The sequence below is a fragment of the Streptomyces sp. GESEQ-4 genome (assembly GCF_017948455.1).
Lineage (GTDB): Bacteria > Actinomycetota > Actinomycetes > Streptomycetales > Streptomycetaceae > Streptomyces.
Map to the genome: position 1 here is coordinate 72,358 of NZ_JAFFSU010000015.1, position 23,990 is coordinate 96,347.

Genomic DNA, 23,990 nt, shown 5'->3' on the forward strand with positions numbered 1-23,990 from the left:
GCGTCTCCACGCGGCCAAGCACCCCTCCACCGCATGCGGCCGTCGGGACGGCCGTCCGCATTGGACATGTGAGGACTCACGTGAGCTCGAACCCCGTCGTACTCATTGCTGAAGAGCTGTCGCCCGCCACCGTCGACGCGTTGGGGCCGGACTTCGAAATCCGGCATTGCAACGGAGCAGACCGAGCCGAACTGCTCCCCGCCATCGCCGACGTCGACGCGATCCTGATCCGCTCGGCCACGAAGGTGGACGCCGAGGCGATCGCCGCCGCGCGCAAACTGAAGGTCGTCGCACGAGCCGGCGTCGGCCTGGACAATGTCGACGTCTCCGCCGCCACCAAGGCCGGCGTGATGGTCGTCAACGCCCCCACCTCGAACATCGTGACCGCCGCCGAGCTGGCCTGCGGTCTGATCCTCGCCACCGCCCGCAACATCCCGCAGGCGAACGCCGCGCTGAAGAACGGCGAGTGGAAGCGCAGCAAGTACACCGGCGTCGAGCTGGCCGAGAAGACCCTCGGTGTGGTCGGGCTCGGCCGCATCGGCGCGCTCGTCGCCCAGCGCATGTCGGCGTTCGGGATGAAGGTCGTCGCCTACGACCCCTACGTGCAGCCCGCGCGGGCCGCGCAGATGGGCGTCAAGGTGCTGACGCTGGACGAGCTGCTCGCGGTCTCCGACTTCATCACCGTCCACCTGCCCAAGACGCCCGAGACCCTCGGTCTGATCGGCGACGAGGCGCTGCGCAAGGTCAAGCCGAGCGTGCGCATCGTCAACGCCGCGCGCGGCGGGATCGTCGACGAGGAGGCGCTGTACTCCGCCCTCAAGGAGGGCCGGGTCGCCGGCGCCGGTCTCGACGTGTACGCGAAGGAGCCCTGCACGGACTCGCCGCTGTTCGAGTTCGACCAGGTCGTCTCCACCCCGCACCTGGGTGCCTCCACCGACGAGGCGCAGGAGAAGGCCGGTATCGCCGTCGCCCGCTCGGTGCGCCTCGCGCTCGCCGGTGAGCTGGTCCCGGACGCGGTGAACGTCCAGGGCGGCGTCATCGCCGAGGACGTCAAGCCGGGCCTGCCGCTCGCCGAGCGTCTCGGCCGGATCTTCACCGCGCTCGCCGGTGAGGTCGCCGTCCGCCTCGACGTCGAGGTCTACGGCGAGATCACCCAGCACGACGTGAAGGTGCTGGAGCTGTCTGCTCTGAAGGGCGTCTTCGAGGACGTCGTCGACGAGACCGTGTCGTACGTCAACGCCCCGCTGTTCGCCCAGGAGCGCGGTGTCGAGGTGCGGCTGACCACCAGCTCGGAGTCCCCCGACCACCGCAACGTCGTCACCGTGCGCGGCACGCTCGGCAGCGGCGAGGAGGTCTCGGTCTCCGGCACGCTGGCCGGTCCCAAGCACCTGCAGAAGATCGTCGCGGTCGGCGACTACGACGTCGACCTGGCGCTCGCCGACCACATGGTCGTCCTGAAGTACGAGGACCGTCCCGGTGTCGTCGGCACGGTGGGCCGGATCTTCGGTGAGTCCGGGATCAACATCGCCGGTATGCAGGTGTCGCGGGCGATCGCCGGCGGCGAGGCGCTGGCCGTCCTGACGGTCGACGACACGGTGCCCTCCGGGGTGCTGGCCGAGGTCGAGGCGGAGATCGGCGCGACGTCCGCTCGCGCGGTGAACCTGGCCTGAGGTCGTCCTCAAACGCCGGACGAGCTGAGATTCTTCGGCTCGTCCGGCGTTGTGCTGTCCTGGCGCGTCCGGCGCAGAGCCAGGGGAGTCAGGCACGCGGCCCCGGCCAGCAGTACCGTTCCCGCGATCGCCGCTCCCTGCATGCCGTGGGTGAACGCCTCGCGGGCCGTGGTGGCCAGGCCCGGGAACCGGTCGGCGACCGCCAGCGCACCGCCCAGCGTCTCGCGGGCCGCGTCCGGCGCCGAGGCCGGGATCTCGTGGCGGTAGACGGCCGTACCGATGGACCCGAGCAGGGCCATGCCGAGGGCGCCGCCGAACTCCGCGCCGGTCTCCATGAGTGAGGAGGCGGCGCCCGCCCGTTCCACCGGGGCCGCGCTCATGGCGAGGTCCGCGATCTGGACCGTGACGAGGGTGATCCCGGAGGCGAGGACTCCGCACGCGGTCAGGAGCAGCCACATGGAGTCCGTTCCGGTCAGGGCCAGCAGGCCGTAGCCGCCCGCGCCGATCAGGAAGCCGGCGGTGACGACGTGCACGCGGCTCAGGCCCCTGTGCACCAGCTGGGTCGACAGGGGTGCCGCGAGGCCGATCGGCACCGAGGGGAGCAGGGCCCACAGGGCCGCTTCCAGGGCGCTCTTGTCGAGGACCGACTGGATGTACTGGGTGGTGAAGTACGCCGAGCCCATCATCGCGAACATGGTGATCAGGTAGAGCGTGAGGGCCGGGGTGAAGCCGGGGCGGCGGAACAGGTCCGGGGAGATCATCGGCGCGGCGGTCGTGCGCTGACGGTGGACGAAGAGCGCGGCGAAGAGCAGGCCGACGGTGATCGACACGACGTAGCGGACGTTCCAGCCCTCCGAGGGGATCTCCTTGAGGCCGTAGACCACGGGCAGCACCGCGGCCATGGACAGCGGGATGCTGGGCCAGTCGAAGCGGCCGGGCTCGGGGTTCTTCGACTCGGGGAGCAGGAGCGGGCCGAGGAGCAGCAGCAGGGCCATCGCGGGCAGGTTGACCAGGAAGACCGAGCCCCACCAGAAGAACTCGACCAGCACGCCGCTCAGCACCGAGCCGAGCGCGATGCCGGCCGTCATCACGCCGGACCACAGGGCGATCGCCTTCGTCCGCTGCGCCGGGTCGGTGAACATCGTGCGGACCAGCGCCATCGTGGACGGCATCAGGGTCGCGCCGCCGATGCCGAGGATCGCGCGGGCCACGATCAGCATCTCGGCGCTGTCGGCGTACGCCGCGGCCAGTGAGGCGGCCCCGAAGGCGGCCGCGCCGATCAGGAGCAGCTTGCGACGGCCGATGCGGTCGCCGAGCGAGCCCATCGTCATCAGCAGGCCGGCCAGGACGAAGCCGTAGATGTCGAAGATCCACAGTTGCTGGGTGCCGGTCGGCTCCAGGTCCGCGCTGATCGCCGGGATGGCGAAGTAGAGGACCGAGACGTCCATCGACACCAGCAGCAGCGGCAGCATCAGCACGCCGAGGGCGGTCCATTCGCGGCGGCCGGCACGGGAGTTGGTCGTCGGGTTCGTTGTCATGTCGGGGAATGTACGCGTGTCTTAAACGTTTGTCTATGACGCTTGTATAGGACGGCTGTATGGATCGCGAGTAGGGTGGGCGTCATGGGACACCGTGAGGATCTGCTCGAAGGCGCCAAGCGCTGCCTGCTGGCGAAGGGATTCGTGCGCACGACGGCGCGCGACATCGTCAAGGAGTCGGGGACGAACCTGGCGTCGATCGGCTATCACTACGGCTCGAAGGACGCGTTGCTGGCGGAGGCCTACCTCGCGCTGGTCGGGGAGCTCTCCGATGCCTTCGACGGCGACGGGTCCGTCGAGAGCGCGACCGCGCCCGGCTCCGTCGAGCGCTTCCAGGAGGTGTGGTCGAACATCATCGGCACCATGCGGGGGCCCGGGTCGATGTGGCGGCTCAGCGTGGAGATCGTGGCCATGGGGGATCAGCTGCCCGCCGTGCGCGACCATCTGGCGGCGCAGCAGCGGGACGCCGAGCGCGCTCTCGTGGCGCTGTTCATGGGGGTGCCGGAGGACGAGATCCCCGACAAGACCCTGGACACGCTCGGCAGGTTCTATACGACGCTGATGACCGGCCTCATCGCCCAGTGGACCTTCGACCCCGAACGCGCGCCCGACGCCGACGCGCTCACTGAGGGGCTGCGTCAGGCGATGGAAGCCGCCACTCGGACGTGATGCTGCCGTCCCGCATCTCCACCACGCGGTCCGCGAAATGCCGTACGACCGCCCGGTCATGACAGATGAACAGATAGCCCAGGCCGAGGTCGTCCTGGAGGTCGGCGAGCAGGTTCAGCACGCCGGCGCGGACCGAGGGGTCCAGGGCCGACACCGGCTCGTCGAGGATCAGCAGGCGTGGGTCGGAGGCCAACGCGCGGGCGATTCCGGCGCGTTGGCACTGGCCGCCGGAGAGTTCGTGCGGGTGGCGGTCGCCGTACGAGGCGTCGAGGCCGACCCGGTCGAGGAGTTCGGCGACGCGGGCGGGGCCGTCGGTGACGGTCCAGCGGCCGTGGATCTTCAAGGGCTCGGCGATCGCGTCGCGGATGCGGTGGCGGGGGCTCAGGGAGCCGTACGGGTCCTGGAAGACCGGCTGCATGCGGGGGCGCAGAGGGCGCAGTTCGCGGTCCGTGAGGCTCGTCAACTCCCGTCCCTCGAAGCGCACTTCACCGCCGTCCGGGCGGCGCAGCTGGAGCACGGCCAGCGCGGTGGACGACTTGCCGCAGCCGGAAGGGCCGTTGAGGGCGAGGGTCTCGCCCGCCTCCAGCGCGAAGGACAGGTGGTCCACCGCCGTGACCGTGCCATAGCGGACGACCAGGTCGCGGACGTCAAGAAGAGGCACGGTGCGTCTCCTGGAGCAGGTCGGGGACGTCGGCCCAGCGGTGGCAGGCGATCAGCCGCTCCTCCACCTGCTGGGGCTCCGGTTCTGTCTCGTGACACGCGTCCGCCGCGAGCGAGCAGCGCGGCGCGAAGGCGCAGCCGGGCGGGAGGGCGCCCGGAGCGGGCGGGGTGCCCGGGAGGGCGGGAAGACGGCGACGCCTGGGTCCGCCGTCCGGGAGCGAGGCCAGCAGGACCGCCGTGTACGGCGCCCGGGGACGCGTCAACACCTCGTCCGCCGGGCCGAGTTCGGTGACCCGCCCGGCGTACATCACCAGCACGCGGTCGGCGTGCTCCCGTACGACGTCCATGTCGTGCGTGACCAGCACCAGCGCCGCTCCGACCGCCTCACGCTGCTCGCCGAGCACCCGGAGCACCTGGTCCCGGTGCTCCTCGTCGAGCGCGGTGGTCGGCTCGTCGGCGACGACGATGTCCGGTTCGTTGACCGTGGCCATCGCGATGACCGCGCGCTGACGCATGCCGCCGGAGTACTCGTGCGGATACGCCCGCGCCTTGCGCGCCGCATCCGGGATCCCCACCCGGTCGAGCGCCGCCACCGCTCGCGCCCGGGCCTCTTGGCGGGAGACGCGGGCCACCGACCGTACGGCGGCGGCGAGTTGGTCGCCCACCGGGTGCACGGGGGAGAGGGCGGAGAGGGCGTCCTGCGGGACGAGCGCGATACGGCGCCCGCGCTGTGCCGTGAGGTCCGGCAGGATCGTGCCGCTCGTCGTCGCCTGGGCCGGCAGCATGCCCAGCAGCGCCCGCGCCGTCAGCGACTTGCCCGCGCCCGACTCGCCCACCACGGCGAGCACCTCACGCGGGCGCACCTCGAAGGACACCCCGCGCACGGCCTCCACCCCGTCGAAGGCGATCCGCAGATCACGCACCGACAACAGCACGTCCGACTCCATCGGAGGCCTCCTTCCCGACACGGGGCACACGGTTCACCCGCTTCACACGGGTGACCTGCCTTCCTTGCGCATACGACGCTCCCGACACCGCGAGCCCCGCCAGCACGGCCAGTGCCACGGCGGGCGCGAGGGCGGCCCACGGCGCCCGTTCTACATAGGCGCGCGACTCGTCCAGCAGCAGACCCCACTCGGGCGCCGGCGGCTGCGCGCCCAGGCCCAGGAAGCCCAGCGAGGCCAGGGCGAGGGCCATGCCGGGCAGCCGCAGCAGGGCGTGCCGGGCGACCGGCGCGGCCACGGACGGCAGGACATGCCGGGTCAGGATCCACCACGGCGTCGCCCCGAGGGCCCGCTGGGCGGTGAGGAACGCCGACGCGCGCACCTCCTGCACCAGCGCCGCCGCATGGGCGGCCAGCGGCGGCCAGGAGATCAGCGCGACCGCGAACGCCGCCCCGCCGGTGCCGGGCCCGGCGGCAGCCGCGACCAGGATCCCGGCGATCACCGGCGGCAGCGCGTTCGCGATGTCCGACGCGCCCGCCGCGACGCCCGGCAGGAAGCCGAGGGCCAGCGCGAGCAGCAGGCTGGCCAGGCATACGGCGGCCGCCGTACCGACCGTTGGAGCGGCGCCGTGCCCGAGCCGGGCCAGCACGTCACGGCCGAGTCCGTCGGTGCCGAGCGGGTGCGCCCAGGAGGGCGCGGCGAGGCGGGCGGCGGTGTTCACGGCGTACGGGTCGCGCAACAGGCCCCAGCCGATGGCCACGGCCAGGACCGTGAACAGCGCCACCGGGATGGCCGGGTGGGTACGGACCGGCCGGACCGGCGGCAGGGACAGCTCGGCGTCACGCAGCGCGGGCCCCAGCAGCCGCCGCCGCAGCAGAGCCGCGACGGCACCCGTCACCAGCCCCAGCGCCAGCAGCGCCAGCACCGCCCCCTGGAGCAGCGGCAGATCCTGCGACTTGGCCGCCCCGAGCGCCGTACGCCCGATGCCCGGCACCGCGAACACCGTCTCCACCGCGACCGCGCCCCCGGTCAGACCGACGGCGGCCATCCCGAACTGCGGTACCAGCGGCGGCAGTACGCGCCGCAGCGCCGCCGCCGAGACGCGCGCTCTGCTCACCCCGGCGCCCCGCCACAGCTCCACCCACCGCTCGTCCAGCACGGCGGGGAGCGCGTCCGCGACCAGCCGGCCGAGGACACCGCCCGCCGGGACGCCGAGCGCGAGCGCGGGCAGGACCATGTACTGGGGCCCCTGCCAGCCCGAGGTCGGCAGCCAGCCCAGCCACACCCCGCAGACCAGCAACGCCACGGTGGCCAGCAGGAATTCGGGCACGGCGGCCAGCATCGCGGCCCCCGCCCCGGCCGACCCCCGCCCCCGTACCAGCACCGGCGCGACCAGCACGCAGGCCAGCACCACCGCGAAACCGAAGGCCGCGCCCATCAGCCCCAGCGACACCTGGAGCCCGGCCGTCACCGACGGCAGCACCTCGGTACCGGACACCCACGACAGACCCAGGTCCCCGCGCACCAGATCGGACGCCCAACTCCCCAGCAGCGAAAGGGGACCGGCATCCAGCCCGAGATCCCGTCGTACGGCGTCCAGCGCCTCCTTCGTCGGCTCCTGCTCGGCGGAACGGGCCCGCAGGACCGTCAGCGCGGGGTCCCTCCCGGAGAGCCAGGGCAGCAGTCCTACGGCGCCCACGACCGCGACGAGACAGAGAACCCGGGTCACCCCGGCGGCGGTCGGCCTCACTTGACGTAGGTGTCCGCCGTGACCAGCTCACGCTCGCGCGGGTCGTGCGCGGCGCCGACGACACCCGCGGCGTCGCCCTGGATCACGCGCTCGTGGAGCATCGGGACGGCGGCGTCGGTGGCCAGCACGGCGGCCTCGGCCGCGATGACGGCCTTGCGGCGCGCATCGCCCACCGCGGTCTCGCCCGCGCTGCTGAGCGCCTTGTCCACGGAGTCGTCCGCGAGCTGGGAGATGTTGAAGGAGCCGTCGGAGGCGAAGTCGCTGTAGAGGTACGCGACCGGGTCGCCGGAGTCCAGGACGGTGGCCCGGGACAGGATGAACGCGTCGAACTCGCCCGCCAGCGCGTCGGATTCGATGTTGGCGTACTCCCGGACGTCCAGCTTCACCTTGAAGCCGGCCTTCTGGAGCTGCTGTTGCAGGGTGGCGGCGACCTCGGGCAGTTCGGCGCGGTCGGTGAACGTGCCGATCGTGATGGTCTGGCCGCTCGCCTTCTTCGCCGCCGCCCGCTTCACCTCCGTGCGCAGACCGGCGGCCCACGGCAGCGCGGGTCCGAGCAGCCCTTCGGCGACATCGGCGCGGTCCTCGTACACGCCCTTCACGATCGACTCGGCGTCGATGGCCTCGCGGGCGGCGGCCCGCAGGGAGGCGTCCTTGAAGACGCCCTTCTCGGTGTTGAGGTACAGCGTGTTGGTCCGCGGCATCGGGACTTCGGTGATCAACTCCTCGTCCAGCAGCGCCGCTTGCGACACCGGCACGGCCTCGACGATGTCGGCCTCACCGCTGCGCAGGGCGGCGGCGCGGGCGGTGCCGTCCGGGACGAACTTCACGTCGATACCGGGGGCCTTGGCCTTCTTGCCCCAGTAGTCGTCGTAGCGGTCGAGGGAGGCGGACGAGGTGCCGTTGACCTTCGTCAGCTCGAAGGGGCCGGTGCCCGCGCCGAGAGGGTTGACCGTCTTTCCGGTGTACGCCTTCGCGGCGAGGACCGACAGCTGGGGCGAGCTGAGCCGCTGCGGGACGAGAGGGTCCTCGTCGGCGGTGGTGACCGTGACGGTGTCGGAGCCCTGCGCCTTCACGGTCAGCTCGACGCCGTCGAGGATGCGGGGCTTGGGGGAGGCGGCGGCCGCGGTGGTGAGCGACCGCACGACAGCCTCGGCGTCGAGTTCGGTTCCGTCGTGGAAGGTGACACCGTCGCGTATCTCGAAGGTCCAGGTCCGTCCGGACTGCTTCCACTCGGTGGACAGCGCGGGCTGGGCGTCGCCCTCCGCGTCCAGCTTCACCAGCGTCTCCGCTGTCGACCAGCGCGACAGCTTGAACGCGTCGTCGGAGAGCGGGGAAAGACCCGAGCGCGGCGGCTGCATATGGGCGACGCGGATGCGCTTGCCGCCATCCCCGGCGGAGGACCCCGAGCCCGAGAAACACCCGGTGAGCAGCACGGAGGCGGCGGAGACCGCGGTGAGGGACAGCAAGCGGGCGGGGACGCGCACGGGGACACTCCGAGTAAAGGGGTGGTCAAAGGTTGAGCGTGCGACGACCGTAGCATGATGACAATCGTTTTCAGAAGACTGTCCAGATCTACAGCCTTGCCCCCTTCAGCGCCATGTGCAGCAGCAGCCGGTCCTCGCCGTCATCCAGGTCCAGGCCCGTCAGCTTCTCGACGCGGGACAGGCGGTAGTAGAGCGTCTGCCGGTGGATGCCCAGTTCGGCGGCGGTGCGGGCGGCCTGGCCGGCGCAGTCGAGGTAGACCTCGGCGGTGCGGGCGAGATCGCGGTGGGCGGGGGCGAGGAGAGGAGCGACGGCCGGGTCGTGGGTGGCGTCCGGGGGCAGCGAAGTCAGCAGCCGGTACGGGCCGATGCGGTGCCACTCGGCCACCGGACCGAACCGGGGTTCGGCCAGGGCGGCGCGCGCGGCTGCCGAGGCCTCCTGCCAGGCGGTGCCCAACTCGGCGAGCCCGGTGCGCGGTTCGCCGACCCCGGCCGCGTTCGCCCCCTCCTTGAGCAGCCGCGTCGCTGCCGCGAGCGCCGGCGTCCGGGCGTCCGGTGACCGCAGCCGGACCAGCACGGCGAGGCTCTGGCCGGCGGTGCCCCACGGGACCGTGCACAACGCGGTCGCGTGCGGGACCGTACGGGCCGACGGGGCGTCGTCCGGGTCCGGCGACGGCCAGGGCGCGACGCACACGACGGCGTGCAGGCCTTCGCCGCGCGGGCCGAGGGCCGTACGCAGCGCCGCCACCGCCATGTCCCGCTGCCAGCCGCGCTCGGCGGTCAGCACTTCCCGCAGCTCCCGGGTGAGATCCGCGCCCGCCTGCGCCTCGTCGGCGAGCAGCGCGCCGATCCGCCCGGTCACGTCCATCGCGGCGGCGAGCTGCTGCTCGGTGGGGCCCGGCTCGCCTTCGAGCAGCCAGACGTACCCGAGGACGACACCCCGATGGCGTACGGGGAGACAGATCCGTCCCCGGTGGACCCCCGCCTCCGGAGTGGGCGGGATGCGGACCGGGGCGGTCGCGCGCGTGATGCCGAACCCCTCGAACCACGCCCGGACCGCCGCCGTCGAGCGCCGGGTCAGGATCGAGCGGGCCCGCACCGGGTCCAGGGCGGACGCGTCCAGCTCGTCCTCGCTGTCGTACGCGCCGAAGGCGATCAGCTCGAAGTCGCGGTTCTCCAGCGTCGCGGGGACGCCGAGCAACTCGGAGATCTCGTCGACCAGCTCCTGATAGTCATCCTTGTAATCGGCCGTCACCCGGGCATTCTCCCGCAGAATCACCGGGCCTTCATACATCTGTCTGAGATCTGCGGCACGGATGCGTGACAGCTGTCGATGGCCGACGATCGGAGGGATCCTTAGGTTTCACGGTGGTTCTATCTGCTGTTTGTGGAGGTGCCCCGTGCTGGGTCCCGTGATTCTTGCCGCGTCGCGCAGCGACCGGATGCGACGCCTGATCTCGGCGGCCCCGGTGACCAAGCAGGTCGTCGACCGCTTCATCCCCGGCGAGACGGTCGACGAGGTCGTGCCGATCATCCAGGACCTGACGTCCAAGGGCCTGGAGCTGACCATGGACGTCGTCGGCGAGGACATCACCAACCCCGAGCAGGCCGAGGCCGCCCGCGACGCCTACCTGGAGCTCATCGACCGGCTTAAGGATCTCGAGCTGGGCACCCGTGCCGAGATGTCCGTCAAGCTGTCGATGTTCGGGCAGGCGCTGGACGGCGGTCACGAACTGGCGCTCGCCAACGTACGTCCCGTCGTCGAGGCCGCCGCCGCGATCGGCACCACGGTCACCCTGGACGCGGAGGACCACACCACCCTCGACTCGATGTTCGCCATCCACGACGAGCTGCGGAAGGAGTTCCCGCAGACCGGCTGCGTCATCCAGGCCTACCTCTTCCGCACCGAGGCCGACGCCCGCCGCCTCGCCGCGAACGGCAGCCGCGTACGGCTCGTGAAGGGCGCGTACAAGGAGCCCGCCGACGTCGCGTACCAGCAGAAACACGAGACCGACAAGGCGTACGTCTGCATCCTCAAGGTTCTGATGGAGGGCGCCGGGTACCCGATGATCGGGTCCCACGACCCGCGCCTGATCTCCATCGCCCAGGAACTGGCCCGGCGTGCCGGGCGCAAACTCGACGAGTACGAGTTCCAGATGCTGTACGGCATCAGGAGCGACGAGCACCTGCGCCTCGCCGCGCAGGGCCACCGCATGCGCGTCTACACCGCCTACGGCACCGACTGGTACGGCTACTTCATGCGCCGCCTGGCGGAGAAGCCGGCCAACCTGCTCTTCTTCGCCCGCTCGACCCTCACCAAGGGCTGACCCACCCGCTCAGTAAGGAGTTACGGAACTCATGGACGCTGTGACCCAGGTCCCCACCCCCGTCAACGAGCCGGTGCACGGCTATGCCCCCGGCTCGCCCGAGCGTGCCCGGCTGGAGGCCAGGCTCAAGGAGCTGGCCGAGAACCCGGTCGACCTGCCCTGCACCATCGGCGGCGAGAAGCGGATGGGCGGCGGTGAGTCCTTCCAGGTCGTCCAGCCGCACAACCACAAGGCCGTCCTCGGCACCTTCCGCAACGCCACCCAGCAGGACGCCCAGGACGCCATCGACGCGGCCCTCGCCGCCGCGCCCGCCTGGCGGGCGATGTCCTTCGACGACCGTGCCGCGATCATCCTGCGCGCGGCCGAGCTGCTGTCCGGCCCGTGGCGCGAGACGCTGGCCGCCTCCACCATGCTCGGCCAGTCGAAGACCGCCCAGCAGGCGGAGATCGACACGCCCTGTGAGCTGATCGACTTCTGGCGCTTCAATGTCGCCTACGCCCGCGAGCTGCTCGCCGAGCAGCCGGTGGCCAACTCCCCGGGCGTCTGGAACCGCCTGGACCACCGCCCGCTGGAAGGCTTCGTCTACGCGATCACGCCGTTCAACTTCACGGCGATCGCGGGCAACCTGCCAACCGCGCCCGCCCTGATGGGCAACGTCGTCGTCTGGAAGCCGTCCCCGACGCAGACCCACGCCGCCGTGCTGCTGATGCGGCTGCTGGAGGAGGCGGGCCTGCCCAAGGGCGTCATCAACCTGGTCACCGGCGACGGCATCGAGGTCTCCAAGGTCGCCCTCGAGCACCGCGACCTCGCCGGCATCCACTTCACCGGCTCGACCAGGACCTTCCAGTACCTGTGGAAGACGGTCGGCGCCAACATCGAGAAGTACCGCTCCTACCCGCGCATCGTCGGCGAGACCGGCGGCAAGGACTTCGTGGTCGCCCACCCGAGCGCCGACCCCGCGATCCTGAAGACCGCCCTGACCCGCGGCTCCTTCGAGTACCAGGGCCAGAAGTGCTCGGCGACCTCCCGGGCGTACATCCCGGCGTCGATCTGGAACTCCGGTTTCCGCGACGCGTTCGCGGCCGAGGTCGACGGCATCGCCATGGGCGACGTCACCGACCTGTCGAACTTCATCGGCGCGGTCATCGACGAGCGCGCCTTCGCCAAGAACAAGGCCGCGATCGACCGGGCGAAGGAGGACCCGACCTGCACGATCGTCGCGGGCGGCGCCTACGACGACTCGGTCGGCTACTTCGTCCGCCCGACGGTCGTCGAGTGCACGGACCCCGCCAACGAGGTCTTCACCACCGAGTACTTCGGCCCGTTCCTCGCGGTGCACGTCTACGAGGACGACCGGTACGAGGAGATGCTGACCCAGATGGAGTCGGTCACCGACTACGCCCTCACCGGCTCGGTCATCGCGGGCGACCGCGCGGCGGCGGCGTACACGATGGACAAGCTGCGCTACGCGGCCGGCAACTTCTACATCAACGACAAGTCGACCGGCGCCGTCGTCGGCCAGCAGCCCTTCGGCGGCGGCCGCGCCTCCGGCACCAACGACAAGGCCGGCGCCCCGCAGAACCTGATGCGCTGGACCCTGACCCGCGCCATCAAGGAGACGCTGGTCCCGCCGACCGACTACAGCTACCCGCACATGGGCTGACGGCCCCGGCGAAACTCCGCCCCCGTTCCGGATCCCCCCTCCGGAGCGGGGGCGGTTTCCATGCCCGGGCGGGCACACTGGACACCCATGGAGACCGTCACGACGGACGACGGCGTACGCCTGTGGGCGAGCCGGTCGGGCCGGGGCGCGCTGCTGGTGCTGTGCCACGGCGGGCCCGGCCTGTGGGACATGTTCGAGGACGTGGCCGCCCTGCTCGCCGACACGGCCACGGTCGTGCGCTGGGACCAGCGCGGCTGCGGGCGCTCGGAGCGGTGCGCGGGGCCATGGACGACCGAGCGTTTCGTGGCGGACCTGGACGCCGTGCGACGGCACTACGGCCTCGACCGGATGGCGCTGCTTGGCCACTCCTGGGGCGCGCAGCTGGCGTTGAGCTACGCGCTGGACCATCCCGAACGGGTCGATGCGCTGATCTACGTCAGCGGTACGGGCATCGGGCCGGAGTCGGACTGGCACGGCCCCTACAAGGAGAACTTCCTCGCGCGGCTCGGTGAGGATCCCGAACGGCTGTCCCGTTGGCAGGACTTGCCGAAGGAGGACCGGGAGCGTGCGGTGCTCCAGTGGTCCGTCGAGTTCGAGGACCGCGAGCGGGCGCTGGAGCATGCCGGGCGGATGGCCGACCCCTGGTTCGGCGTCAACACCGAGTGCGACACGGCCCTGAACGCCGAGAGCCGGCGCACCTGGGGCGCCCCTCAGCTGTACGACGACTGCCGCGCCCTGGACCTTCCCGTCCTCATCGTCGACGGCGCCCAGGACATCCGCCCGCGCTCAGCCGTCGACTCCCTGGAGCGGGCCCTGCCGGACGTCCGCCGGGTGAGCCTGCCGGAGGCCGGGCACCTGCCGTGGGTGGAGGACCCGAAGGGCTTCCGGGAGGCGGTCGTCTCGGCGCTGCGGTGACCTACTCGGCGATCTCCGTCCGCTCCCACCACTCGTACACGGGCAGCCGGCCCTCCGTCGTCTCCTCGTGCCGCTCGGTCGCCCGGAAGTGCTCGTACCCACCGCGCAACTTGATCTTCACGTCTGTCCCCGGGGCCGGGGCCGGGACGATCCGCTCGGGCAGATCGTCGGGGCCGCCCGCGAGCAGTGCCTTGGCCGTGTCAGTCATGAGGTCACGGGTTCCCGCTGCCGTGGGACGAAGTCGCGCGCGGCGAGAAGGATCAGTCGTGTGGGGGAGAGGGGTGCGGCGAAATCCCAGGTCAGCCCTGTGTGACGTAATCCGCCGTCTCAGATAGTAGGAAGTCCGAGTAATTGTGGAGACAGACGCTCCGTCCTCCCTTAACTTTGTAGGAGCCGAACGTCTCGCTCGATCAAGCGAATGGCGGACGTGAGCCGGGCCCCGTGCAGGCAACCCCTGCGGCCACCGCTCCCCGCCCCACCCGGCGTCTCGTAACCCCTGCCCGAACTCCAGGATCATTCGAAGGAGTCGATTCCTCATGGCCGAGACGACCGCCCGCCGTCGAGTCCGTCACCTCTCCCGCACGACCGAGTCCGACCGCAAGAACGCGGCCGCCGCCCTCCAGCGCGCCCTCGACCGCAGGGACAACGGCGGCGCGACCGGCCACTGAGCTGGCCTGTCGCACAGAGAAAGCCCCAGAGGAACCCCCATACCGGGAGCCGCGCCCGTACGGGGTGCGGTGTGGAGCCTCACGCTCCGCGCCGCACCTCGAAATGGTCGATGCGTTCGCCGCTCTGCGCCAGCGCCGACACCTTCAGCCGGGGCGCCGCACCGCTCTCCGCCTCCACCGAGAGGAAGGAGAAGCCCCGGTAGCGCACCCGCGACCACTCCACGGTCTCCGCCTTGGCGAGCCGTGACCTGGTCCACTGGAAGGTCGTCACCGACTCGCGCTCGCGGACGTGGCCCTCGTAGCTCTCGTCCGCGCCGACCGGGAAGCCGTACAGATCCTTGCCGCCGCCGCCCGCGGTGACGTACACGATCCCGTCCCGCGTCGGATCCGTCGACTCGCCGATCGGTACCGGCTTGCCGACCTCGCCGTTCTTGATGGCGTCCGTCCGCTCGTACACATGGTTGTGTCCGTTGATCACCAGGTCCACCTCGTGCCGCGCGAACAGCGGCAGCCACTCGGCGCGTACGCCGCCGTCGGAGGCGTGGGTCGATGTGGAGTACGCGCAGTGGTGGAAGAAGACGACGATGAAGTCGACGTCCGCGGACGACCGCAGTTCACGCAGCTTCTCGTCCAGCCACTTCGTCTGCCGGCCGTCCGTGTAGCCGAGGTTGGCCGGGATCTCGTACGACACGTCGTTCGCGTCCAGCGCGACCACACCGACGTTTCCGTAGGTGAACGCGTACACGCCCGGCGCGGTGCGCGGGTCGAAGCCGTTGTCCGGGAGGGAGAAGCGGGCCGACTGGCCGCCGTAGCCGTCCGGCGAGTACCAGGCCTCCATGTCGTGGTTGCCGGTGGTCACCATCCACGGCACCGATCTGGCCACCGTCTCCGTCTGCTTGAGGAACAGGTCCCACTGCCCGGGGTCGTAGGAGTCGGACTCCTTGCCGCGGCCGTTGACGTTCGCGTAGCAGATGTCGCCGGCGTGCAGATGGAAAGCGGGGTCCTGGCGGAGCAGTACATGGTCGTTGGCTGCCGCGTCCTTGCCCACGCCCTGGTCGCCGAACGCGGTGAAGACGAAGGTCTTGGGGGCCGCTGGCGCCGTACGGAAGGAGCTGATCGTCGAGCGGCGGTCCGGGGAGGCCGGGTCGAAGCCGTCGTGGCCGACGCCGTAGTAGTACGTGGTGCCGGGGCGCAGGCCGTCCAGGGCGGCGTGCACGTAGTACTGCTCGAACGCCGGGCGCACGCCCTGGAGTTCGGGGGTGTGCAGGTCGCGCACCTCGGCCTCGATCTTCCGGCTCAGCTCCTCGGGCCGGGTGCCGATCCGGACGTACGGCTTCTTGACCGCGGCCGGGACCTGCCAGGAGATCCGCATCTGCGTCTTCGGGTCGGCGCCGAAGGCGAGATGGCGGCCGAAGGGGGTGACGACCGAGCCGGGGACCTTGGTGGTGGCGGAGTTCGTGGCGGAGGGGGACGGCTTGGTCGTCGTCGTTCCCGACTCCGAGCATCCGGTGAGCAGTCCGCCCGCCACCGCGCCCGCCGTCACCAGCGTGCGGCGGCGGGTCAGTCTGGTGCGCAGGTACTCGTGCTGCTCGGCCATGCTCATCCGGCGCGCGAGCCGCGGCGGAATACCGAAGTCGGGAAGGTCCATGGCTGTGAACTTCCCAGCGAAGCCCAACACCCGCCCTGCGTACGGGTGAACACAGGGCGACGCCGTGGTGTTGCCGCCCCCCGCGTGTCCGTATCCCGGACGCCTTGTGTCATCCCATGGGACGAGAGGTAGGGTGCCGATATGTCTCGCAGCCTCAATCTCGCAGTGATCCCCGGTGACGGCATCGGCCAGGAGGTCGTGGCCGAAGGCCTGAAGGTCCTCTCCGCCGTCCTCCCGCAGGATGTGAAGCTGGAGACCAAGGAGTACGACTTCGGCGCCAAGCGCTATCACGCCACCGGTGAGACCCTCACCGACGCCGACGTGGACGCCCTGAAGAAGCACGACGCCATCCTGCTCGGCGCCATCGGCGACCCGTCGGTCCCGTCCGGCGTGCTGGAGCGCGGCTTCCTGCTGAAGCTCCGCTTCCTCTTCGACCACCACGTCAACCTGCGGCCGTCGAAGCTGCTTCCGGGTGTGGACACGCCGTTGAAGGGCGAGCCGTCCATCGACTTCGTCGTCGTCCGCGAGGGCACCGAGGGCCCGTACACCGGCAACGGCGGCACCATCCGCAAGGGCACCGAGCACGAGGTCGCCACCGAGGTCTCCGTGAACACGGCCTTCGGTGTCGAGCGCGTGGTGCGCGACGCGTTCGCCCGCGCCCAGGCCCGCCCCCGCAAGAAGCTCGCGCTGATCCACAAGAACAACGTGCTGACCTTCGCGGGTCACCTGTGGACGAACACCTTCAACAAGGTGGCCGAGGAGTTCCCCGAGGTCACCACCGAGTACATGCACGTCGACGCGGCGACCATCTACCTGGTCACCCAGCCCGAGCGGTTCGACGTCATCGTCACCGACAACCTCTTCGGCGACATCATCACCGACCTCGCCGCGGCCGTCTCCGGCGGCATCGGCGTCGCCGCGAGCGGGAACATCAACCCGACCGGCGAGTTCCCCTCGATGTTCGAGCCGGTCCACGGTTCCGCGCCCGACATCGCAGGCCAGGGCAAGGCCGACCCCACCGCCACGGTCCTGTCCGTCGCCCTGCTCCTGCGCCACCTCGGCTACGAGGCCGAGGCCGCCCGTATCGACGAGGCGGTCTCCGTCGACCTGGCCGAGCGCACCGGCAAGCCCGCCCGCAGCACCGCCGAGATCGGCGACGCGCTCGCGGTACGAGTAGCCGGCTGACCCGCCGCGCTACAACAAGCCGCCGGGTCTTCAAGTACCCGGCGGCTTTTCTATGTCCCCGCCGGGTGCCACCATCATCCCCTGGGTCGCATTCACGCCGATTTCTTCCACGGCCCGCGCTTGCGATAATCGAACGCGGAGCCGCGGTATGAGGGAATGCTCGGACGTCCTAGCACTGGCCACTGGCAGTACTGGCGTGAGCGCGGCCCGTCACACACAACCGGTGAAGGACAACTCATGACGACGCCCACGATCGAGCTCAAGCCCTCGGCCTCGCCACTCTCCGACGCGGAGCGCGCGGCGATGCTGGCCAACCCCGGGTTCGGCCGGCACTTCACCGACCACATGGTGGTCATCAAGTGGACGGCGGGCCGCGGCTGGCACGACGGCCAGCTCGTCCCGTACGCGCCGCTCTCCCTCGACCCGGCCACCATGGTCCTGCACTACGCGCAGGAGATCTTCGAGGGACTGAAGGCCTACCGCCAGCCCGACGGCTCCGTGGCCATGTTCCGCCCGGACAAGAACGCCAAGCGCTTCCAGGCGTCCGCCCGCCGCCTCGGCATGCCCGAGCTGCCGGTCGAGACGTTCATCGAGGCATGCGGCGCGCTGGTGAAGCAGGACGAGGCCTGGGTTCCGGCGCACGGCGGCGAGGAGTCCCTGTATCTGCGGCCGTTCATGATCGCCACCGAGGTCGGGCTGGGCGTGAAGCCGGCCGGCGAGTACCTCTTCCTGGTCATCGCCTCTCCCGCGGGCGCCTACTTCCCCGGCGGCGTGAAGCCGGTCTCCATCTGGCTCTCCGAGGACCGCGTCCGCGCCGTCCCGGGCGGCATGGGTGACGCGAAGACGGGCGGCAACTACGCGGCCTCCCTCCTCGCCCAGGCCGAGGCCGCCGCCAAGGGCTGCGACCAGGTCTGCTACCTCGACGCCGTCGAGCACAAGTGGATCGAGGAACTCGGCGGCATGAACCTGTACTTCGTGTACGGCGACCGGATCGTCACCCCCGCCCTCACCGGTTCCATCCTCGAGGGCGTCACCCGCGACTCCCTGCTCGCCGTCGCCCGCGACCTCGGCTACACCTCCGAGGAGGGCCGCGTCTTCATCGACCAGTGGCAGCGCGACGCCGAGAACGGCACCCTCACCGAGGTCTTCGCCTGCGGCACCGCGGCCGTCATCACCCCCGTCGGCACCGTCAAGCGCGAGGGCGCCGAGTGGCAGCAGTCGGGCGGCGAGCCGGGCGAGGTCACGCTGAAGCTCCGTCAGGCGCTGCTGGACATCCAGCGGGGCGTCACTGAGGACAAGCACGGTTGGATGTATCCGCTGAGCTGAGCGCCCACCCGCGGACGCGGACCCGCCCCGGACGCTCCTGTCCGGGGCGGGTCCGCGTGTTCTCAGGAACTCCCGTCCCGCACCCGGTCCAGGATGCCCTCGGTCAGCTCTCCCGCCCGGTCGTCGAGGTTCCACTTCCCGTCCCGGTAGGCGTGGTTGCTCACCCAGAAGACGAGGACGCCGTCGCGCAGGGAGCGGCCGAGCAGCGCCAGCGACCAGTCGTTGCCGCCGTCGTGCCAGGCCAGCGGGCCGTCGGGGGTGTCGCTGATGGTCCAGCCGTAGCCGTACGAGTCGTCCGAGTCGGGCTCCGGCACGCGTGGCTCGAACAGCTTGTCCCTGGCCCCCGCCGGCAGGATCTCGTCGCCCAGGAGGGCCCGGTGCCAGCGGAGCATGTCGCCCGCGGTGGAGAGCATGCCGCCGTTGCCGCGCAGGTTCCAGTACGGCCCGTCGGCGGCCCAGGGGTGGTCGAAGGGCCTGCCCTGGCTCCGGCCCGCGCTGTCGTACTCCACGGCGACCAGATGCCGTGGCCACCGGGGCAGCACGTACCCGGTCCGGGTCATGCCGGCGGGGGCGAACAGATGCCGGGCCAGGAACGGCTCGTAGCCCTCTCCCGACGCCTTCTCGACGATCGCCGCGAGCAGGCTGTACCCGGTGTTGGAGTAGGAGAACTCCGCTCCCGGCGCCGACCGGAGCTTCGACGCCAGCGCCCCGCGCACCAGTTCGTCGCGGGAGACAGGGTCGTAGTCGTCGCCGAGCCCTTCGACCAGGCCCGAAGTGTGGGTGAGCAGGTGCTCGACCGTGATGGCGCGCTTGTCGTCCGGCACCGGCCCGAGGTACCGGCCGATGCGGTCGCCCACCCGGAGCCGGCCCATCGCCTCCAGTTTCACGATCGCGGCCGCCGTGAACTGCTTGGTGACCGACCCGACGTCGTACACCGTGCGGCAGCTCGCGGCGGTGCCGGCGGCGCGGTCCGACGTGCCGAACCCGGCGCAGTACGCGAGTTCGTCACCGTGTGCGGCGAGCACGGTGCCGCCGGCGCCCGTGGGCCAGGTGCGGTGGACGAAGTCGGCGACGGGGTCGACGTCGTGCGGCGGCCGCGACTCGGCCGGGGGAGCGCCGAACAGCAGCAGCGCCAGTACGGCGGCGGCCGCACCGGCGAGGCGGCGGCGGGAGCGGGAGCGGTGAGACGGACCCATGTGACCTCCAACGGCGGGAATCCGCACCGAGGTTGACCGTCTCTCGCGCCGTTGCTCAACCTGCCAGGGCGTTCGAGCTTGTGCGAGTCTGTGTACGTCCAGCTCACCAGGGGGGAATCACGATGACCACCGCACCGCCCACACCGCCCGACACCGACGCCGCCGCCTTCGTCGCCGCACTGCGCCGCCTCAAGGCCTGGTCGGGCCTGAGCTACCGCCGACTGGAACGCCGTGCGGCGGACGCGGGCCACACCCTGCCGTACTCCACGGCGGCGACCATGCTCGGCCGCGAACGGCTGCCTCGCGCGGAACTCGTCGCCGCGTTCGTGGCGGCGTGCGGGCTGCGCGGGGCGGAGGCGGAGGCGTGGGTCGACGCGCGCAGCCGCATCGCGTGCGGCGGGGTGGACGCGGGAGGTTCCGTAGGGCGCCCCTCCGAGCGCCCCCTGGTGGTGACGCCGCCGGTCCGGAGCGGGCCGATGGAGGCCGTGCCGCTGCGGCGACCGCAGCCACTGCGGTGGGCGCCGATCGCCGCCGCCGTGCTGCTGACCGCCCTCCTCGGCGGGGCACTGGCGAGCGGCGATGTCACCGACGACGAGGAGATACGGCAGTCGCGGACCGCCTACGACATCGGCGCCCACGCGTTCGTACGCCACCTGCGGTGATCAACTGGCTGTTCGCATCCTGAGACGGACGGTGAGCGCGGGGGAAAGCTGTGCCAGACTGCCCCCGTGCTCTCGTTCGCCACGATTATTGGCAGCAGGCGCGCCGGTCCGCAGTGACCGCCACGTACGACCAGGTACGGGCGGACACCGTCGTCCTCGACCCGCGCGCAGACCTCTCGCACCCGCGAGGGGTTTTTCGCTTTTCTGGCCCACCTACAGCCGGGAGCGCAGCGCGAGGGATCATTGGAGGACGGTGGAGCCGGTCATTCCGGTAACGACCGAGATCCCCTCATCAGGAGCCAACACACCATGACGGAAACCAGCGAGCTCGACGACTCCTTCCACGTCTTCGACACCACCCTGCGCGACGGCGCGCAGCGGGAGGGCATCAACCTCACCGTCGCGGACAAGCTGGCCATCGCACGGCACCTGGACGACTTCGGCGTGGGCTTCATCGAGGGCGGCTGGCCCGGCGCCAACCCGCGGGACACGGAGTTCTTCGCACGGGCGCAGGCGGAGATCGCCTTCCAGCACGCCCAGCTGGTCGCCTTCGGCGCCACCCGTCGCGCGGGCGGCAAGGCGAGCGAGGACCACCAGGTCAGGGCGCTGCTGGAGTCCGGCGCCCCGGTGATCACCCTGGTCGCCAAGTCCCATGACCGGCACGTCGAACTCGCGCTGCGCACCACGCTCGACGAGAACCTGGAGATGGTCCGCGACACGGTCTCCTTCCTGAAGGAGCAGGGCCGCCGCGTCTTCGTCGACTGCGAGCACTTCTTCGACGGCTACCGCGCCAACCCCGAGTACGCCAAGGCCGTCGTCCGTACGGCGTCGGAGGCCGGCGCCGACGTCGTGATCCTCTGCGACACCAACGGCGGCATGCTCCCGGCGCAGGTCCAGGCGGTCGTCTCGACGGTCCTGGCCGACACGGGCGCCCGGCTCGGCATCCACGCCCAGGACGACACCGGCTGCGCCGTCGCCAACACCCTCGCCGCCGTGGACGCCGGCGCGACCCACGTCCAGTGCACGGCGAACGGCTACGGCGAGCGCGTCGGCAACGCCAACCTCTTCCCCGTCGTCGCCGCCCTGGAGCTGAAGTACGGCAAGAAGGTCCTTCCCGACGGCCACCTCCGCGAGATGACCCGTATCTCGCACGCGATCGCCGAGGTCGTGAACCTCACCCCCTCCACCCACCAGCCCTACGTCGGCGTCTCCGCCTTCGCGCACAAGGCCGGACTGCACGCCTCCGCGATCAAGGTCGACCCCGACCTGTACCAGCACATCGACCCCGAGCAGGTCGGCAACACCATGCGCATGCTGGTCTCCGACATGGCGGGCCGCGCCTCCATCGAGCTCAAGGGCAAGGAACTCGGCGTCGACCTCGGCGACGACCGCGAGCTAGTCGGCCGGGTCGTCGAGCGGGTGAAGGAGCGGGAGCTCAAGGGCTACACGTACGAAGCGGCCGACGCGTCCTTCGAACTGCTGCTGCGTGCCGAGGTCGAGGGCAGGCCGCTGAAGTACTTCGAGGTCGAGTCCTGGCGCGCGATCGTCGAGGACCGCCCCGACGGCACCCACGCCAACGAGGCCACGGTCAAGCTCTTCGCCAAGGGCGAGCGCATCGTCGCCACCGCCGAGGGCAACGGCCCCGTCAACGCCCTGGACCGCGCCCTGCGCGTCGCCCTGGAGAAGATCTACCCCCAGCTCGCCAAGCTCGAGCTCGTCGACTACAAGGTCCGCATCCTCGAAGGCAAGCACGGCACCCAGTCCACCACCCGTGTCCTCATCGCTACCTCCGACGGCGAGGGCGAGTGGTCGACGGTCGGCGTCGGCGAGAACGTCATCGCCGCGTCCTGGCAGGCGCTGGAGGACGCGTACGCGTACGGGCTGCTGCGGGCGGGGGTGGAGCCGGCCGAGTGAGTCGGCGGTGACCATCCGGACCTGGCGCTCGTTCAGGGAAACGTACTTCCCGGAAGTGCGGTTCCCCTAGCGTGAGACCCGGAGGTCACTCATGCCGCGTAAGCCCGTCGCCCTCGCCAAGCCGCCGGACATGTTCGACCGCGACTGGGAGTGGAGCGAACTGACGGCGTTCGCCGCGGATGACGGCCCGGAAGCCACGATGGCCGTGGTGTCCGGGCGTCGCCGTCAGGGCAAGTCCTTCCTGCTCGACTCATTGGCACGGGCAGCCGGCGGTTTCTACTTCTGCGCGTACGAGGCCACCGAAGCGGAGTCCCTGAGGCGCTTCGGAGAGGAACTCGCGCAATACACCGGTGCCGTGGCGCCCATGCGGTTCGACCGGTGGGAGCACGCCGTCGACGCCCTCCTCGCGCTCGGCCGGGACCGCCCTGTGCCCGTGGTCCTCGACGAGTTCCCCTACCTCGCCCGTGCGACGCCGTCCCTGCCCTCCATCGTCCAAGTCGCTTACGGGCCGCGCCGCCCCGAACGCCTGCGGTCGCGGACCAGGCTGCTGCTGTGCGGCAGTTCGCTCTCCTTCATGGGCAAGCTGCTCAGCGGTACGTCGCCGCTGCGGGGCCGCGCGGGACTCGAACTCGTCGTCCAGCCACTGGACTTCCGGCAGGCGGCAGCATTCTGGGGCATCACGGATCACCGCCTCGCGCTGCTCGTCCACAGCGTCGTCGGCGGTACGCCCGCCTACCGCAGGGAGTTCGTCCGCGACGACGTCCCGGACGGCCTCGCCGACTTCGACTCCTGGGTCTGCCGTACAGCGCTCTCCCCACGCTCACCCCTCTACCGCGAGGCCCGATACCTCCTCGCCGACGAGTCCGATCTCCGCGACCGGGCCCTGTACCACTCCGTCCTCGCCGCCCTGGCCGCCGGAAACGCGACAGCCGGCGGCATCGCGGGCTGCCTGGAACGGCCGACCAGCGACATCACCCACCCGCTGACCGTCCTCCAGGACTGCGGTCTCGTACGACGAGAAGTGGACGCCTTCCGCCGCAACCGGAGCGTCTACCGGGTCGGCGAACCACTGATCGCGTTCGACCACGCCATCGCGCGGCCCAGACTCCCGCTCCTCGACCGGGGGTTGGCCGAACAGGTCTGGCGCAGCGCACAGAGCCGTTTCCAGTCGGGCGTCGTGGGCCCGCACTTCGAGCAGGTCTGCCGTGACTGGGTCCTGCACTTCGCCGCGCCGGAGACCTTCGGCGGGATGCCGATCGACGTCTCGTACGGCACGGTCGCCGACCCGCACACCCGCACCAGCCACGAGGTCGACGTCGTGGTGCGCGGGGCGGTGGGCCAGGACAACGGCGTGCTGCTCTCCCTCGGGGAAGCGAAATGGGACCGCGTCATGGGCACCGGCCACCTCGACCGGCTCCGCCACATCAAGTCCCTGCTCACGCAGCGCGGCCAGGACACCTCGGCAGTACGCCTGGCCTGCTACAGCGGCGCCGGCTTCACCGACGACTTGAGGGCGGCCGCCGACGCGGCCGGCGATGTGGTGCTGGTGGATCTGGGGCGGCTGTACGGAGGGGAGTGACGAGGCATGGGAGGGGCCGCTCAGGGGCCGGGATGCACCGTGCAGGCGGCACCCCGTGGCGGGAGCGGGATCCGGGCAAAGTCGTGTGGTGCGAGTTCAGGGTTGCCGGGTGCCTTGACGGCTCTGCTGGGGCCCCAGTTCACTCACGCCGTGAGGTAAGTGATGAGTGGACCAAGAGAGCCAAGGGGGAAGCTC

Annotated in this window: 20 protein-coding genes; 11 read left to right on the forward strand and 9 right to left on the reverse strand. The window is 71.0% G+C overall.

Annotation, left to right across the window (positions count from 1 at the left end; genetic code table 11):
• Window positions 1-80 precede the first annotated feature (80 nt).
• On the forward strand, window positions 81-1,670 hold the full coding sequence (gene serA / locus KCH48_RS26790; protein ID WP_210577312.1) for a phosphoglycerate dehydrogenase: 1,590 nt from the start codon (window positions 81-83) through the stop codon (window positions 1,668-1,670).
• 8 nt (window positions 1,671-1,678) lie between these two features.
• On the opposite strand, the gene KCH48_RS26795 is transcribed toward serA, so the two are convergent.
• Window positions 1,679-3,208 (reverse strand): MFS transporter, encoded by a 1,530-nt coding sequence (locus KCH48_RS26795; protein WP_210577313.1) that lies wholly within the window; start codon window positions 3,206-3,208, stop codon window positions 1,679-1,681.
• 84 nt (window positions 3,209-3,292) lie between these two features.
• Between KCH48_RS26795 and KCH48_RS26800 the strand changes: the two genes are divergently transcribed.
• Window positions 3,293-3,877: a TetR/AcrR family transcriptional regulator gene (locus tag KCH48_RS26800; protein WP_210577314.1), complete on the forward strand. Its 585-nt coding sequence runs from the start codon at window positions 3,293-3,295 to the stop codon at window positions 3,875-3,877.
• On the opposite strand, the gene KCH48_RS26805 is transcribed toward KCH48_RS26800, so the two are convergent.
• From KCH48_RS26805 to KCH48_RS26825, 5 genes are all read right to left on the reverse strand, one after another.
• Window positions 3,831-4,538, reverse strand: coding sequence for a dipeptide/oligopeptide/nickel ABC transporter ATP-binding protein (locus KCH48_RS26805; protein ID WP_210577315.1), 708 nt, complete (start codon window positions 4,536-4,538; stop codon window positions 3,831-3,833). The genes KCH48_RS26800 and KCH48_RS26805 overlap by 47 nt on opposite strands.
• Complete coding sequence (locus KCH48_RS26810; RefSeq protein WP_210577316.1) at window positions 4,525-5,484, reverse strand: ABC transporter ATP-binding protein; 960 nt, start codon at window positions 5,482-5,484, stop codon at window positions 4,525-4,527. The genes KCH48_RS26805 and KCH48_RS26810 overlap by 14 nt, the downstream gene beginning before the upstream one ends.
• Window positions 5,453-7,231 (reverse strand): ABC transporter permease subunit, encoded by a 1,779-nt coding sequence (locus KCH48_RS26815; protein ID WP_210577317.1) that lies wholly within the window; start codon window positions 7,229-7,231, stop codon window positions 5,453-5,455. Before KCH48_RS26815 ends, KCH48_RS26810 begins: the two co-directional genes overlap by 32 nt.
• A complete protein-coding gene (locus tag KCH48_RS26820) occupies window positions 7,228-8,715 on the reverse strand; it encodes an ABC transporter substrate-binding protein (RefSeq protein ID WP_210577318.1) in 1,488 nt (495 codons plus the stop codon). The genes KCH48_RS26815 and KCH48_RS26820 overlap by 4 nt, the downstream gene beginning before the upstream one ends.
• Before the next feature lie 88 nt (window positions 8,716-8,803).
• Window positions 8,804-10,006 (reverse strand): CdaR family transcriptional regulator, encoded by a 1,203-nt coding sequence (locus tag KCH48_RS26825; RefSeq protein ID WP_210577319.1) that lies wholly within the window; start codon window positions 10,004-10,006, stop codon window positions 8,804-8,806.
• A 106-nt stretch (window positions 10,007-10,112) separates the two neighbouring features.
• On the opposite strand from KCH48_RS26825, the gene KCH48_RS26830 reads away from it, so the two are divergent.
• The 3 genes from KCH48_RS26830 (at window position 10,113) to KCH48_RS26840 (ending at window position 13,617) form a co-directional block, all read left to right on the forward strand.
• The gene (locus tag KCH48_RS26830) at window positions 10,113-11,039 is read left to right on the forward strand and encodes a proline dehydrogenase family protein (protein ID WP_210577320.1); all 927 of its coding nucleotides are present in this window, start codon (window positions 10,113-10,115) and stop codon (window positions 11,037-11,039) included.
• A gap of 31 nt (window positions 11,040-11,070) precedes the next feature.
• Complete coding sequence (gene pruA, locus KCH48_RS26835) at window positions 11,071-12,702, forward strand: L-glutamate gamma-semialdehyde dehydrogenase (RefSeq protein WP_210577321.1); 1,632 nt, start codon at window positions 11,071-11,073, stop codon at window positions 12,700-12,702.
• Between the two features lie 87 nt (window positions 12,703-12,789).
• Window positions 12,790-13,617 carry an alpha/beta fold hydrolase gene (locus KCH48_RS26840; RefSeq protein WP_210577322.1) on the forward strand — a complete coding sequence of 276 codons (828 nt, stop codon included), beginning with the start codon at window positions 12,790-12,792 and terminating at the stop codon, window positions 13,615-13,617.
• A gap of 1 nt (window position 13,618) precedes the next feature.
• On the opposite strand, the gene KCH48_RS26845 is transcribed toward KCH48_RS26840, so the two are convergent.
• On the reverse strand, window positions 13,619-13,825 hold the full coding sequence (locus KCH48_RS26845; protein WP_210577323.1) for a DUF5988 family protein: 207 nt from the start codon (window positions 13,823-13,825) through the stop codon (window positions 13,619-13,621).
• 328 nt (window positions 13,826-14,153) lie between these two features.
• Here KCH48_RS26845 and KCH48_RS42965 point away from each other — a divergent pair, with 328 nt between their 5' ends.
• Window positions 14,154-14,285, forward strand: a complete 132-nt coding sequence (locus KCH48_RS42965) for a hypothetical protein (RefSeq protein ID WP_282615182.1) — start codon at window positions 14,154-14,156, stop codon at window positions 14,283-14,285.
• Between the two features lie 79 nt (window positions 14,286-14,364).
• Here KCH48_RS42965 and KCH48_RS26850 read toward each other — a convergent pair whose 3' ends face one another.
• The gene (locus tag KCH48_RS26850; protein WP_210577324.1) at window positions 14,365-15,933 is read right to left on the reverse strand and encodes a metallophosphoesterase family protein; all 1,569 of its coding nucleotides are present in this window, start codon (window positions 15,931-15,933) and stop codon (window positions 14,365-14,367) included.
• Window positions 15,934-16,074: 141 nt separating this feature from the next.
• On the opposite strand from KCH48_RS26850, the gene KCH48_RS26855 reads away from it, so the two are divergent.
• Both KCH48_RS26855 and KCH48_RS26860 read left to right on the forward strand, forming a co-directional pair.
• Window positions 16,075-17,118: a 3-isopropylmalate dehydrogenase gene (locus KCH48_RS26855; protein ID WP_210577325.1), complete on the forward strand. Its 1,044-nt coding sequence runs from the start codon at window positions 16,075-16,077 to the stop codon at window positions 17,116-17,118.
• Between the two features lie 237 nt (window positions 17,119-17,355).
• Window positions 17,356-18,444, forward strand: a complete 1,089-nt coding sequence (locus KCH48_RS26860) for a branched-chain amino acid aminotransferase (protein WP_210577326.1) — start codon at window positions 17,356-17,358, stop codon at window positions 18,442-18,444.
• A 62-nt stretch (window positions 18,445-18,506) separates the two neighbouring features.
• Here KCH48_RS26860 and KCH48_RS26865 read toward each other — a convergent pair whose 3' ends face one another.
• Entirely contained in the window at window positions 18,507-19,640 is a 1,134-nt protein-coding gene (locus KCH48_RS26865; RefSeq protein WP_210577327.1) for a serine hydrolase, read from the reverse strand.
• Between the two features lie 122 nt (window positions 19,641-19,762).
• On the opposite strand from KCH48_RS26865, the gene KCH48_RS26870 reads away from it, so the two are divergent.
• The 3 genes from KCH48_RS26870 (at window position 19,763) to KCH48_RS26880 (ending at window position 23,795) form a co-directional block, all read left to right on the forward strand.
• Complete coding sequence (locus tag KCH48_RS26870) at window positions 19,763-20,302, forward strand: hypothetical protein (protein ID WP_210577328.1); 540 nt, start codon at window positions 19,763-19,765, stop codon at window positions 20,300-20,302.
• 309 nt (window positions 20,303-20,611) lie between these two features.
• Complete coding sequence (gene cimA, locus KCH48_RS26875) at window positions 20,612-22,216, forward strand: citramalate synthase (RefSeq protein ID WP_210577329.1); 1,605 nt, start codon at window positions 20,612-20,614, stop codon at window positions 22,214-22,216.
• 91 nt (window positions 22,217-22,307) lie between these two features.
• On the forward strand, window positions 22,308-23,795 hold the full coding sequence (locus tag KCH48_RS26880; protein WP_246885919.1) for an ATP-binding protein: 1,488 nt from the start codon (window positions 22,308-22,310) through the stop codon (window positions 23,793-23,795).
• Window positions 23,796-23,990 lie beyond the last annotated feature (195 nt).